Origin of the sequence: Streptomyces tibetensis (assembly GCF_007655005.1) — a bacterium.
Classification (GTDB): Bacteria; Actinomycetota; Actinomycetes; order Streptomycetales; family Streptomycetaceae; genus Streptomyces; species Streptomyces tibetensis.
This window is the reverse complement of sequence record NZ_SZVW01000010.1, coordinates 14,947-27,491: the sequence shown is the minus strand read 5'-3', so window position 1 is coordinate 27,491 and position 12,545 is coordinate 14,947. Positions and strand designations below refer to the sequence as shown.

At 70.7% G+C, this 12,545-nt stretch carries 10 protein-coding genes; 3 read left to right on the top strand and 7 right to left on the bottom strand.

Features of this window, described 5'->3' with window-relative positions; all coding sequences use genetic code 11:
* Nucleotides 1–52 precede the first annotated feature (52 nt).
* Nucleotides 53–1,861 (bottom strand): gamma-glutamyltransferase, encoded by a 1,809-nt coding sequence (gene ggt / locus FDO69_RS18045; RefSeq protein ID WP_104780868.1) that lies wholly within the window; start codon nucleotides 1,859–1,861, stop codon nucleotides 53–55.
* A gap of 104 nt (nucleotides 1,862–1,965) precedes the next feature.
* On the opposite strand from ggt, the gene FDO69_RS18040 reads away from it, so the two are divergent.
* Together FDO69_RS18040 and FDO69_RS18035 are read left to right on the top strand one after the other, a co-directional pair.
* The gene (locus FDO69_RS18040) at nucleotides 1,966–2,730 is read left to right on the top strand and encodes a hypothetical protein (RefSeq protein ID WP_170320904.1); all 765 of its coding nucleotides are present in this window, start codon (nucleotides 1,966–1,968) and stop codon (nucleotides 2,728–2,730) included.
* 116 nt (nucleotides 2,731–2,846) lie between these two features.
* Nucleotides 2,847–4,415: an alpha/beta fold hydrolase gene (locus tag FDO69_RS18035; RefSeq protein ID WP_104780866.1), complete on the top strand. Its 1,569-nt coding sequence runs from the start codon at nucleotides 2,847–2,849 to the stop codon at nucleotides 4,413–4,415.
* Nucleotides 4,416–4,639: 224 nt separating this feature from the next.
* On the opposite strand, the gene FDO69_RS18030 is transcribed toward FDO69_RS18035, so the two are convergent.
* Both FDO69_RS18030 and FDO69_RS18025 read right to left on the bottom strand, forming a co-directional pair.
* A complete protein-coding gene (locus FDO69_RS18030) occupies nucleotides 4,640–5,383 on the bottom strand; it encodes an amino acid ABC transporter ATP-binding protein (RefSeq protein ID WP_104780865.1) in 744 nt (247 codons plus the stop codon).
* A 140-nt stretch (nucleotides 5,384–5,523) separates the two neighbouring features.
* Nucleotides 5,524–5,931: a DUF6278 family protein gene (locus tag FDO69_RS18025; protein ID WP_104780864.1), complete on the bottom strand. Its 408-nt coding sequence runs from the start codon at nucleotides 5,929–5,931 to the stop codon at nucleotides 5,524–5,526.
* Nucleotides 5,932–6,151: 220 nt separating this feature from the next.
* On the opposite strand from FDO69_RS18025, the gene FDO69_RS18020 reads away from it, so the two are divergent.
* A complete protein-coding gene (locus FDO69_RS18020) occupies nucleotides 6,152–7,918 on the top strand; it encodes an SGNH/GDSL hydrolase family protein (protein WP_104780863.1) in 1,767 nt (588 codons plus the stop codon).
* Here FDO69_RS18020 and FDO69_RS18015 read toward each other — a convergent pair.
* Genes FDO69_RS18015 through FDO69_RS18000 form a run of 4 tightly spaced genes read right to left on the bottom strand, consistent with a single transcriptional unit; the run spans nucleotide 7,915 to nucleotide 11,854 of the window.
* Nucleotides 7,915–8,694 carry an exodeoxyribonuclease III gene (locus tag FDO69_RS18015; RefSeq protein ID WP_104780862.1) on the bottom strand — a complete coding sequence of 260 codons (780 nt, stop codon included), beginning with the start codon at nucleotides 8,692–8,694 and terminating at the stop codon, nucleotides 7,915–7,917. The two genes, FDO69_RS18020 and FDO69_RS18015, sit on opposite strands and share 4 nt — an antisense overlap.
* Nucleotides 8,695–8,739: 45 nt before the next feature.
* Complete coding sequence (locus FDO69_RS18010; protein ID WP_104780861.1) at nucleotides 8,740–9,375, bottom strand: MBL fold metallo-hydrolase; 636 nt, start codon at nucleotides 9,373–9,375, stop codon at nucleotides 8,740–8,742.
* Between the two features lie 32 nt (nucleotides 9,376–9,407).
* A complete protein-coding gene (pcaDC, locus tag FDO69_RS18005) occupies nucleotides 9,408–10,715 on the bottom strand; it encodes a bifunctional 3-oxoadipate enol-lactonase/4-carboxymuconolactone decarboxylase PcaDC (protein ID WP_104780860.1) in 1,308 nt (435 codons plus the stop codon).
* 32 nt (nucleotides 10,716–10,747) lie between these two features.
* Entirely contained in the window at nucleotides 10,748–11,854 is a 1,107-nt protein-coding gene (locus FDO69_RS18000) for an IS110 family RNA-guided transposase (RefSeq protein ID WP_442802779.1), read from the bottom strand.
* Nucleotides 11,855–12,545: the final 691 nt, after the last annotated feature.

Genomic DNA, 12,545 nt, shown 5'->3' with positions numbered 1-12,545 from the left:
TGCGGCTCCGCCGCGTGGGCGCGACCAGCCCCCACGCACCCGCACACGGCCGTCAACGCACAGGCCGCACCACCATCGCCGACCCCCCACCCCGCCGCGCGCGCTCCGCGGCTGCCAGCCACTTCCCACCCGGCAGCCGCTGAACACCTGTGGCCGCACCGATCTCCGGGTTCACCTTGAAGGAGTGCCCGATCGCCTCCAACTGCTTCCGCAACGCGGCGTTGTCGTACAGCCCCGGTTCCAGCTCCGTCTGCGCTGCGTTGCGCTGACTGGCCCGCGGCGCCGCGATCGCGTCGACCAGCGGCAGCCCCCGGTCGACGAACCCGGTGAGCGTCTGCAGAACGGTCGTGATGATCGTCGCGCCGCCCGGCGACCCCAGCGCCACCACGGGCCGGTGGTGCCGGTCCAGCACGATCGTCGGCGAGATGGACGACCGCGGGCGCTTGCCGGGCCCCGGCAGGTTCGGGTCGTGCACGGCAGGATTCGCCGGGGTGAAGGAGAAGTCCGTCAGTTCGTTGTTGAGGATGAAGCCCCGCCCGGGAACGGTGATCCCGCTGCCGCCGGTCTGCTCGATGGTGAGGGTGTAGGCGACGACGTTGCCCCACTTGTCGGCCACCGTCAGATGCGTGGTGCTGTCACCCTCGTACGTCGTGGGAGCCGCCTTGTCCCCCGAGCCGCAGCGTGCGGGGTTGCGCGGGTCCCCCGGCGCCACGGGACTCGTGAGCACCGCGTCGTCCTTGATGAGGCACGCGCGCGAGTCGGCGAACCGCTGGGACAGCAGTTCCTTCGTCGGTACGTCCTCGAAGGCGGGGTCACCCACCCACCGGCCCCGGTCGGCGAACGCGATCCGGCTGGCCTCGATGAAGCGGTGCAGGTAGCGGGCCTTGCTCGCCTTGGACAGGTCGGTCCGCTCCAGGATGTTGAGCGCCTCACCGACGGTCGTACCGCCGGAGGAGGACGGCGCCATGGAGTAGACGCCGAGACCGCGGTACGAGGTTGTGGTGGGCGCCTGGAGCTTGGTGCGGTAGGCGGCCAGGTCCTTCGCGGTCAGGTCTCCGGGCCGGGCGTTCCAGCCCGAGCCGGGGTCCACGGGCGGCTTGTTGACCGTGTCGACGATGTCCCGGCCGAGGCGGCCGCGGTAGAGCGCGTCGACGCCCTTGTGCCCCAACTCCGCGTAGGTGCGGGCGAGGTCGGGGTTCTTGAAGGTGGAGCCGACGACGGGGAGCTGCCCGCCCGGCAGGAACAGCTCGGCGGTGTCCGGGAAGTAGCGGAAGCGGGTCTCGTTGGACGCCGTCTGCGAGCGGAACGTCTCGTCGACGGTGAAACCGTCGCGCGCCAGCCGCTCGGCCGGCTTCAAAACGCTCCCGAGCCGCTTGCTGCCCCACTGGTCGAGTGCGGTCTGCCAGGTGGCGGGCGTCCCCGGAGTGCCGACGCTTCTGCCGCTGCTGACGGCGTCGGCGAAGGCGAGGGGCTTGCCGTTCTCGACGAAGAGGTTCTTGTCGGCGCTCAGCGGCGCGGTCTCGCGGCCGTCGATGGTGCGTACCGTGCGGGACTTGGCGTCGTAGTACACGAAGTAGCCGCCCCCGCCGATGCCGGCGGAGTAGGGCTCGGTGACGCCGAGCGCGGCGGCCGTGGCGACGGCGGCGTCGACGGCGTTGCCGCCCTTCCTCAGGACCTCGATCCCGGCGGCGGAGGCGTCCGGGTCGACACTCGAGACCGCGCCGCCATAGCCGACGGCCAGTGGGGATTTCCCACCGCCCGTTCCCGGCGGGGCGGAGGGCGGCGCCGCCGCTCCCACCGACACCACCACGGCGGCCGAAACCGCCAGGACCGTCAGATTCCGTGCGACAGGGCGACGCATCCGCACCTCCAGTCAAAGGCCGTCCGCGCAGCTTAATTCATCGCCATGGTCGCGTCAGGCAGGCGTCGAACACCGGTGCGTCGGGCCCGCTAGCATGCGCGCCCATGAATGACGACGTGCGCAACATCGTTCTGGGTGTGGTCGCGGCGGGCATCAGCGCCGCGCTCGGCTGGGTGGCCCGCACCTACCTGTGGAAGCGCAAGCTCCGCCGGAAGCAGCAGTTCTTCGGACTGCCGGACAACTCCGAGTCCCTGCTGGTGGTGAACCGCGGTGCGGCCGGACCGGAGTTCGCGGTGATGCGCTTCGACGTGTTCGCACTGCTCGAACTCGCCGCGCTGATCAAGGACTGCAACGCCCACGCCCAGATACTTCCGCACGACACCGCACGCCAGGGTTTCGGGGAGCGCACCGAGTTCTGTGTGGGCGGGCCGGCGTCCAACCGGCGGATGGCGGCCCATCTGGATTCCCTGCTGCCGGGCGTGCGGGTGAACGTCGACTCCGAACCGGGCCCGGACCGGGGCGCGTTCCAGGTCGGAACCGAGCGCTATCGCGTGGACCACGGCAAGGAGGAGTACGCGCTGCTCGCCCGGCTCACCGCGGACCGGAGCCGCAACACCCGTCCCGTCTTCCTCTTCTGCGGCCAGACGTCGATCACCAACCAGGCCACCACCCGCTACCTCGCCCGCAACCACGAGCGGCTGACCCGCAAGTACGGCACCGGCTCGTTCGTCCTCCTGCTCAAGGTGATCAACTCGCAGGCGTACGGTCCGGACGTCGTCGAACTGGTGGAGGACGTGACGCGCGCGGCGCAGACCGCACCGCCCGCCGCCGCGGCACCGGTTCCACGCAATACACACCGCGCCTCCTAGACTCCTCCACTGCTCAACAATCGTTACTGGCACGTAACTTACCGACGGGTTACCCCTGGTAAGAAGCCGCGGTTACCGTTCGGTCACTTTGCACTGACACGAGTGAGGAGTGACCCGTGGGACATCACCGCAATGCCCTGCGCACCACCGCCGTGGGCGCCGTCTCGGCGACCCTGGTCGCCGGCACCGCCCTCGGGTTCGCCCCCACCGCCCAGGCGGCCCCGAACCCGGTCCGCTTCGTCGACATCACCGGCGACGGCGGCACCGTCCTCAAGGCCAACGTCGTCACCCCGGCCGGAGCCCGCGCCGCCGACCGCTACCCCCTGCTGGTCATGCCCACGAGCTGGGGCCTGCCCCAGGTCGAGTACCTGGCCCAGGCGCAGAAGCTCGCCGACTCCGGGTACGTCGTCGTCACCTACAACGTGCGCGGCTTCTGGCAGTCGGGCGGCGAGATAGAAGTGGCGGGCCCGCCCGATGTCGCCGACGCCTCGAAGGTCATCGACTGGGCGCTCGCCCACACCCCCGCCGACGCCGGGCACATCGGCATGGCGGGCGTCTCCTACGGCGCGGGCATCAGCCTGCTCACCGCCGCACACGACAAGCGGGTCAGGGCGGTCGCCTCACTCAGCGGCTGGGCCGACCTGATCGGCTCGATCTACTCCGGGCGCACCCAGCACCTCCAGGCCGCCGCCCTGCTGGACGGCGCGAGCGTGGTGACGGGCCGCCAGAGCGCCGAACTGCGGCAGACGTTCGACGACTTCTACGGCTCCAACCTGGCGAAGGAGCCGGAGCTCGTCGCCTGGGGGAAGAAACGTTCCGCTGCGACCTACGTCGACCGGATCAACGACAACGGCGCGGCGATCATGCTCGCCAACGCCTGGGGCGACAGCGTCTTCCCGCCCAACCAGTACGCCGATTTCTACGAGAAGCTGACCGGCCCGAAGCGGCTGGAAATGCGGCCCGGCGACCACGCCACCGCCGAGCTGACCGGCCTGTTCGGGCTGCCCAACGACGCGTGGAAGGACACCGAGCGCTGGTTCGACCACTACCTCAGAGACGAGGACAACGGCATCGACCGTGAGCAGCCCGTCCAGCTCACGTCACGTTCCGCAGGCGGCTACGAGGGCTATCCGGACTGGAAATCGGTCGCCGCGACCGACCGGAAGATCGCCCTCGGGGACTCGAAGACGATCCGCGCGAACGTGAACTCCGGGGCGGACGGCGGTGTCGTCTTCCTGTCCAGCATCCTCGACCAGGTGGCCCAGCTGCCGCCGATGGCCTCGATCCCGCTGCTCCCCCGCCGCTGGGCCGCCGTCTGGCAGTCGGAGAAGTCGGCCACGGCCCAACAGGTGCGCGGAACGACGAAGTTGCACACGACCCTCACCCCGACCAAGGAGAGCGGCACCCTCGTCGCCTACCTGTACGACGTGGGGCCGCTCGGCCTCGGCAAGCTGGTCACCCACGCGCCGTACACCTTCCACGGGCGCACCCCCGGAAAGCCGTTCGGCGTCGACCTGGAGCTGTACTCCACGGCCTACGACGTCCCGGCCGGGCATCGCCTCGCCCTGGTCGTCGACACGGTCGACCCGCTCTACATCGAGCACAACCCGTCCGGCGCGCAGCTGACCTTCTCCTCGCCGGCGAACGACCCGTCGTACGTGTCGGTTCCGCTGCGCGAGCAGTGATCTCCGGCTGCCGCCGGACGGGCCTGGCCGATGTGAACCGCCGCCCCCGCGGCCTTCGGGCCGTGGGGGCCGCACCCGGTGGGAATGGCCCCGCGGACCGGGCGGGCGGTCTGCTCACCCCCTGACGGGTTCGGGAGCCTTCGGCGAAGTCCCCCTCTCCGACAGGGATGAAGGGAACATCGTAGTCGAGGCCCGACGCGATGAACCGTCCGGTGTCCGCCCGTTCAGTGCTTGAGGATCTTGGAGAGGAAGTCCTTGGCGCGGTCACTGCTGGGGTTGGTGAAGAACTCGTCGGGGGTTCGGTCCTCGACGATCCGGCCGTCGGACATGAAGACGACCCGGTTGGCGGCCGAGCGGGCGAAGCCCATCTCATGGGTGACGACGATCATGGTCATGCCGTCGCGGGCCAGTTGCTTCATGACCTCCAGCACCTCGTTGATCATCTCCGGGTCGAGGGCCGAGGTCGGCTCGTCGAAGAGCATCGCCTTGGGCTCCATGGCCAGGGCGCGGGCGATGGCCACGCGCTGCTGCTGACCTCCGGAGAGCTGCGCCGGGTACTTGTCCGCCTGGTCGGCGACGCCGACCCGGTCGAGGAGTTCACGCGAGCGCTTGTCGGCGTCCTCCTTCCGGCGCCCGCGCACCTTGACCTGCCCCAGGGAGAGGTTCTGCAGGACGGTCTTGTGAGCGAAGAGGTTGAACGCCTGGAAGACCATCCCGACGTCGGCGCGCAGCCGGGCCAGGGGCTTGCCCTCCTCCGGCAGCGGCTGCCCGTCGAGGACGATCTGCCCGGACTCGATGGTCTCCAGGCGGTTGATCGCCCGGCAGAGGGTCGACTTCCCCGACCCCGACGGGCCGATCACCACGACCACCTCCCCCCGGCCGACGGTGAGGTTGATGTCCTGCAGGACATGCAGCTCCCCGAAGTGCTTGTTGACGTCACGCAGCTCGATCAGCGGTTCGACGGCCATACCCAGCCCTACTCACTCTCAGCTGTGTGGTGGTTGCCGCAACGTATCCAGGCAAGATCGAACGTGGCGGGCGACACGCACTTTTCGATCATTAGCCGTATTTACGTCGGACTTTGGGCCAAAGCTTCTGGCCAGGGGGTTCATGACTCGGCGACTTCCGCGTAGAGCTGCGACAGCTCGGGCACCCCGTACGCGGCCCACTCGTGGCCGGATTCGACGACGTCGAACTCGCGGCCGGAGTCCAGCCGTACGACGGGCTGACCGTCGGGACGGATCTCCCAGGCGGCGCCCGGTACGGTGCGCACGATGACGCTGCCCAGGTAGAGACCGGCGTCGTTGCCCAGCCAGGTCAGGGTCTCCTCGTCGTCCCGCCAGCGCGGCAGGAGCTGGTCCAGCGCCTCCAGCGAGGCCGCCGTGTCGTCCAGCCGGACGCCCGCCCGGGACGCCTGGGAGCGCAGCAGCTCACACTCGGCGAGGAGTTCCGCGATGCCCGCCGGATCGGGGAACCCGACCTTCTGGCGCCGGTGGCCCAGGAAAGGGATGTTCATACTCCCAGCGTGTCATTCGTACCGCCGTACGCACCACAGGGCGCGCGGGCCCGCGATCCCGGTCGAGTTCAGGCCGAGTTCACGCGACACGCGTTGACGTGTCACTCCTGTCTCCCTAACTTCACCGTGCGCCGTGCGTCTCGGCTGTCGTTGTCTCTTCGGTTCCGTCCCTGCGTTCGGGGTTGTCGCGTCGGGTGTCGCTGAGTGGGAGGAGTCGGCCGTGCGCCGATATGTCCGGGGGATCCTGGTCGTCCTGGCCCTGTGCGGGTCGTTGGTCCCGGCGGTGTCCGCCCAGGCCGTCGCGGAGGGGCGAGCCGCACCGGTGCCGCTGGAGCGGCTGTTCGACAACGCGGCCGTCAGCGACGACAGCCGGCCCGCGGAGGCCGACTTCGACGGGTCCGGCGCATCCCTGTCCGCGCGGGACCTCACCGCCGCGGGCTGGACGCCCGGCCGCGCCCTCACGGTGCAGGGCGCCCGGCTGACCTGGCCGACCCGGCAACCGGGCGAGCCGGACAACGTGCGCGCCGCCGGGCAGGACGTCCGGCTCACGGGGCGGGGCGACGCCCTCGCCTTCCTGGTGGCGGGCACCGGCGGCACGGAGGTGGGCGGCCCCGGGACGGTCACCTACGCGAACGGCTCTCGCTCCGGCTACCGGCTGACCGCGCCGGACTGGCGAACCGGGCCCCTCGCGAGCAAGGCGGTGTCCCTGCCGCACATCAACACGCCCGCCGGCCAACTCGCCGAGCAGGCCCGGCTGTACGTCGTGACGGTGCCGCTGGTGCCGGGGCGCGCGGTGACCTCGGTCCGGCTTCCGCGCGCGGCCGGGCTGCACGTCTTCGCGGTGTCGGTGCGGAGCGCCACGCAGGGCTGGACGGGCAGCTGGACGACGGCCACGGGCGGGTACGCCGCGGTGGGGCCCTGGTCGGACCGGACACTGCGGCTGGTCGTGCACACATCGGCCGGCGGCCCCCGCGTGCGGGTGCGGTTCGACAACACCTTCGCATCGGCTGCGGTGCGGATCGGGAGCGCCACGGTCGCGGTGCGGGAGTCGGGCGCGGCCTCCCGGGGCACTCCGGTGGCGCTGGCCTTCGGCGGTGCGGCGGGCGTCTCGATCCCGGCCGGGGGCCAGGCCTACAGCGATCCGCTCGGCTTCCCCGTCCCGGCGGACGCCGATCTGCTGGTGAGCTTCCATCTGCCCGGCACGGTGGCCGCGGCGCCCGTGCACGGGCTCGCGCAACAGCGCTCCTACGTCAGCGAGCCGGGCGATCACACGGCGGACGGCTCCGCCGGGGCGTACACCTCGGTGATCACCCGCTGGCCGCTGCTCGCCGGGGTCGACGTGAGCGGCGGGCCCGGGTCCGTGGTGCTGCTCGGCGACTCGATCACCGACGGCGACAAGTCCACGCCGGACGCCAACCGGCGCTGGCCGAACGTCCTGGCCGCCCGGCTGCTGAAGCAGAGCGCCGTCCCGCGGTACGGCGTGCTGAACCTGGGCGTCTCGGGCAACCGCGTGGTCACCGACCGGTACCCCGGCGACGGGGTCTCCACGGACACGGCCGGGGTGAGCGCCCTGCACCGCTTCGACCGGGACGTCCTGGCCCAGCCGTCGGCGCGCACGGCCGTCGTCTTCGAGGGCGTCAACGACCTGCGGTGGGGAACGTCGGCGGAGCAGCTGGTCGCGGGGCTGCGCGAGCTCGCGGCACGGGGGCACGCCCGGGGGCTGAGGATGCTCGCGGCGACGATCCTGCCCTGCGAGGGCGAGGCCAGGTGCACTCCCGCCGTCGACGCCGAGCGGGGCGTGGTGAACGAGTGGATCCGCTACGGCGGGGTCTTCGACGGTGTGCTCGACTTCGACGCGGTGGTTCGTGATCCACAGCGGCCGGCCCGGATGCTCCCTGCCCATGACAGCGGGGACCATCTGCATCCGGGCGACGCAGGGCTCGCGGCTCTGGCGGACTCCGTCGACCTGGAGCTGCTGCGGTCCTAGACGTCCAGGTCCACGACCACGGGCGCGTGGTCCGACGCGCCCTTGCCCTTGCGCTCCTCACGGTCCACGTACGCGTCGCCGACCGCCTTCGCGAAGGGCGCGTTGCCGTACACCAGGTCGATGCGCATGCCGCGGTTCTTCGGGAAGGAGAGCTGGCGGTAGTCCCAGTACGTGAACGGCTGGTCGTACTTGAGGGGCCTCGGGACCACGTCGGACAGGCCCGCCTCGCGCAGGGAGGCGAGGGCGGCGCGCTCGGCGGGGGTGACGTGGGTCGAGCCCTCGAAGAAGGCGGGGTCGAAGACGTCGTCGTCCGTCGGCGCCACGTTGTAGTCGCCCATCACCGCGAAGGGGCGGCTGCCCGCGGCGTCACCGGCGACGGCGGCCTTGAGCGCCTCGAACCACTGGAGCTTGTAGGCGTAATGGGGGTGGTCCACCTCACGGCCGTTCGGCACGTAGACCGACCAGACGCGGAGGGGGCCGCAGGTCGCCGAGATGGCGCGGGGCTCCACCGAGCCGTCGAAGCCGGGGTCGCCGGGCAGGCCCTTGACGACGTCCTCGATGCCGACGCGGGAGAGCACCGCCACGCCGTTCCACCGGCCGGTCGCGTGGACCGCCGACTCGTAGCCCAGCTCGCGCAGTTGCTCCGAGGGGAACTGCTCCTCGGCGACCTTGGCCTCCTGGAGGCACAGCACGTCCGTGCCGCTGCTCTCCAGCCAGGCCAGGAGCCTCGGCAGGCGGGCGGTGATCGAGTTCACGTTCCAGGTCGCGATGCGCATGCCCCACAACCTACCCGGCGGGTCCGACAACGCCGCCCGGCCCGGTCAGACCTCGGCGGACTCCCCGGGTGTCAGCCGCAGGTGGTCCGCGCCGCCGAGCTGCCCGATCTGCCGGTCGTAGATGGGGCGGGCCAGGTCGGTGAGGAGGGCGTCGTGGATGTCGTAGGCGCGCCGCGGCTTCAGCTCGCGCACGTAGTCGATGACCTCGGAGATCTTGCTCCAGGGAGCCATGACGGGGAGCATCAGCGTCTCCACCGGGTGATCCGGGACGGTGAGGGCGTCACCGGGGTGGAAGACCTTGCCCTCGTCGACGAGGTAGCCGACGTTGGTGATGCGCGGGATGTCCGGGTGGATCACCGCGTGGAGTTCGCCGTGCACCTGGACGTCGAAACCGGCGGCGGTGAAGGTGTCGCCGTGGCCGACGGTGTGCACGCGGCCCGGGAAGGCCGAGGAGAGCTTCTCCGCGACCGCCTTCAGGGTCCAGATCTCGGCGGCCGGGTTGTGCTCCATCGCGGCCCGCAGCCGGGACTCGTCGAAGTGGTCGGGGTGCTCGTGGGTGACGAGGATCGCGTCCGCTCCGAGCGCGGCGTCCTCCTCGCTGAACCCACCGGGATCGAGGACGAGGCTCCTGCCGTCCTTCTCCAGGCGGACGCAGGCGTGCGACTTCTTCGTGAGCTTCATGGGTCCATCCTGCCTTCGCGCTTCCCGCCGGCTCACTCCTGGGGCGTGGTCTCCTCGCGAATCACCTTCTGGGCCACCTTGAACGCGCTGTTCGCAGCGGGGACACCGCAGTAGACGGCCGCCTGGAGCAGCACTTCCTTGATCTCGCCCGGGGTGAGGCCGTTGCGCAGGGCGGCTCTGGTGTGAAAGGCCAGCTCGTCCAGATGACCGCCCGCGACCAGGGCGGTGAGGGTGACGCAGCTGCGGGTGCGCCGGTCCAGGCCGGGGCGGTCCCAGATCTCGCCCCAGGCGTAGCGGGTGACGAGCTCCTGGAAGTCGCCGGAGAAGTCGTCGGCCTGGGCGAGCGCCCGGTCGACGTGCGCGTCGCCCAGCACCTCGCGGCGCACCTTGATCCCGGCATCGTACGGGTCGGGCCGCCCCTGGACCTGCGGCGGTACGGCGACCGGGGCGATCTCGGCGACGGGCCCCGTCTGCGGGGGCTGCGGCGGGGCGGGGGACAGGACCGGCTTGAGGGCTGCCTGGGGCAGGACGCTCTGGCCGGTGGAGGTCTCGTAGGCGGGCTGCCAGGCGGTGGAGAAGTGCCGCACCAGCAGGTCGGTGACCGCCGCCGGCTGCTCCACCGGGACCAGGTGGGAGGCGCCCGGGACGACGGCGAGGCGGGCGTCCGGGATGCCGGCGACCAGCGTGCGGGCCTCGGCGGGGCCGGTGACCTGGTCGTCCGATCCGACCAGGACGAGGGTCGGGACGCCGACCCGCCCGAGCTCGGAGCGGACGTCGAACGAGGCGAGCGCCTCGCAGGAGGCGATGTAGCAGCCGGGGTCGGTGGTGCGCACCATCTGCACGGCCCACTCGGTGATCGCGGGCTGCGCGGCGGCGAACCCGCCGGTGAACCAGCGCTCCGGGGCGGTACGGGCGATCGGGTCGAGGCCGTTCGTGCGGACGATCACGCCACGCTGCCGGAACTCGTCGGCCGTGCCGAAGCGGGGCGAGGCGGCGATCAGTGCGAGCGAGGCGAGCCGCTCGGGGTGGCGCAGGGCCAGTTCGATGCCGACGGCGCCGCCGAGCGCGCAGCCCGCGTAACCGAAGCGCTGCACGCCGAGCCCCTCGAGGGTGGCCAGCAGCCGCGTGGTGATGTCGCCGACGGAGCCCGCCGGGTACGCGGGAGCTCCGCCGTGGCCGGGCAGGTCGAACCGGAAGACGCGCCACTGCTTGGTCAGCTCGGGGATCTGGCGGTCCCACATGTGCCATGTGGTACCCAGTGAGGGACCGAGGATCAGGACGGGGGCGTCTTCTGGTCCGTCGAAGCGGTATTGCAGGGTGCTCGGTGGTGTCTCGCTCACGCCCCAGACCCTCTCACGTATCACGGATGCCCCTATAACGGGGGGACGCTGGATACCGGTCTGACCAGGTTGAAGACCTCTCGGGCGGCATATCGCTTGAGGCATCGGATGATCTCACGTCGGGTTTTGCCCTCCTGGGTGCGGCGTTCGTAGTACGCCTGGGTGCGGGGGTCGTGGCGCAGCCGGGTGAACACGATGCGGTGCAGGGCGGCGTTGGCCCGACGGTCGCCGCCGTGGTTGAGCCGGCGCGTGCTCCGACGGCCAGAGGAGTACTCGATGGGGCTGACTCCGCAAAGGGCGGCAAAGGACGCCTCGGTGTTCAGCCGCTCAGGGTTGTCTCCCATGGTGATCAGGAGAGTGACGGCGCTGTCCGGGCCGATGCCCACCGGCACAAGTAACTGCGAGGCGTGGCGTTCGACGAGCCGGGTCAGGCGCTGATTCAGCTCGTCGATCTGCCCGGTGAGCTGCTCGATGCGCTGGGCCAGCAGGCTCAGGGTGATGCGGGTGGCCTGGGTCACGGCGTCCTCATCGCCCTCGCCGACTTCGCCGTCGCGCGGGCTGAGGCCCGCACAGATGCGGAACAGCTCGCGGTTGCCCAGGCTGGACAGTCGTTCCCGTAGGGCTGGGTCGGCTATGACCAGGACAGCTTTGAGCTGGTTGATCGCCTGGGTACGGGCCTTGACTGCGGAGTCTTTCGCGAGTTTGAACATCCGGGCGCTGTGCACCGGACCGTCGCCGGTTTTTGCCCGGGCCCGGGCGCGACCGCTGAGCACGGCCCGCGCGGCAGCCTGCGCGTCGAGCGGGTCCGACTTCCCGAGCAGACGGCGGGCTGTGCGGTCGGGCCGGTTCACTTCGTACACCTGGACGTGCTGAGCCAGCAGATAGCGGGACAGGCCCGCTCCGAAGATGCCGGTGCCCTCCACGCCGGCCCGGCGCACCGCCCCCAGCTTGCGAGCCCAGACGAGCAGCCGACAGTAGCCAGCCGCTGTGGCCGGAAAGGACTCGGTGCCCAGGACCTTCCCCAGTAGGGAGACCACGGCGGCAACATGAACTTCGCCGTGCGTGTCCACCCCCAGGACGACCTCGCCCGGAACGGGAGGATCCGTGCTGGAGGAGGTGCTGCGCTGTCTGGTCGTCATGGTGGTTCGCCTGCCGCGTGGTGACGTGTTGGGTGGATGGCACCGGCCCGCTCGGGCGGTCTGAACCGTGATGGCGCCTGATCGTCGGCAAGGCCCCTACCGGACGAAGTCTTCCGAAAATGATCGGGCGATGCTTTTGTGCCGGTACTGGTGGGAAGGTTGCGCAGCGCCGTCCCGGGCGGGGGTCTGACTCATGAGGGTGACCAACTGCTGCCGCAAGACGAGAGGATGGCCTGCTTCCTCGTCCGCTCGGGACCGGCATTGACAGACACCCGAGTCCGAACGGCAGCCCGAGGATGCGCGGGGTCGTGTTCGCTGTTGCTGGCGAACACCTGACGGTATGCCCATTCGGTTGTTCCGAGTCGGGCGGTTGGCCGGTAGGCGTTCAGGAGCTCTTGGATGCGCTGTTCGTCGATGGACTGCTGACCCGAACCACTTACTAAGCACTCAGTTAGTGTGCTTTCATGTCGCCGTCACAGGGATGAAACCCTCGCCGTCATGAGCTGGAAGGGATCCGTATGCCCTCCATGTCTCCCCCAGTTGCTCCCGCGCCGATCGGCACGGGGCCGCCTGCCGACCCGACAGCCGACGAGGGCCGATGGGCTGAACTGATCACCATCCCTCAGCCTCACCCTGATCTCTCGCTTCCCGGCAGCTGCCAGACCGGCATCGAAACCCCCGACCTCCCGTA

What these genes read in the sequence shown, in the direction of transcription:
- ggt (WP_104780868.1), bottom strand. Translation starts at nt 1,861, where the DNA reads ATGCGTCGCCCTGTCGCACGGAATCTGACGGTCCTGGCGGTTTCGGCC.
- FDO69_RS18040 (WP_170320904.1), top strand. Translation starts at nt 1,966, where the DNA reads ATGAATGACGACGTGCGCAACATCGTTCTGGGTGTGGTCGCGGCGGGC.
- FDO69_RS18030 (WP_104780865.1), bottom strand. Translation starts at nt 5,383, where the DNA reads ATGGCCGTCGAACCGCTGATCGAGCTGCGTGACGTCAACAAGCACTTC.
- FDO69_RS18025 (WP_104780864.1), bottom strand. Translation starts at nt 5,931, where the DNA reads ATGAACATCCCTTTCCTGGGCCACCGGCGCCAGAAGGTCGGGTTCCCC.
- FDO69_RS18015 (WP_104780862.1), bottom strand. Translation starts at nt 8,694, where the DNA reads ATGCGCATCGCGACCTGGAACGTGAACTCGATCACCGCCCGCCTGCCG.
- FDO69_RS18010 (WP_104780861.1), bottom strand. Translation starts at nt 9,375, where the DNA reads ATGAAGCTCACGAAGAAGTCGCACGCCTGCGTCCGCCTGGAGAAGGAC.
- FDO69_RS18000 (WP_442802779.1), bottom strand. Translation starts at nt 11,854, where the DNA reads ATGACGACCAGACAGCGCAGCACCTCCTCCAGCACGGATCCTCCCGTT.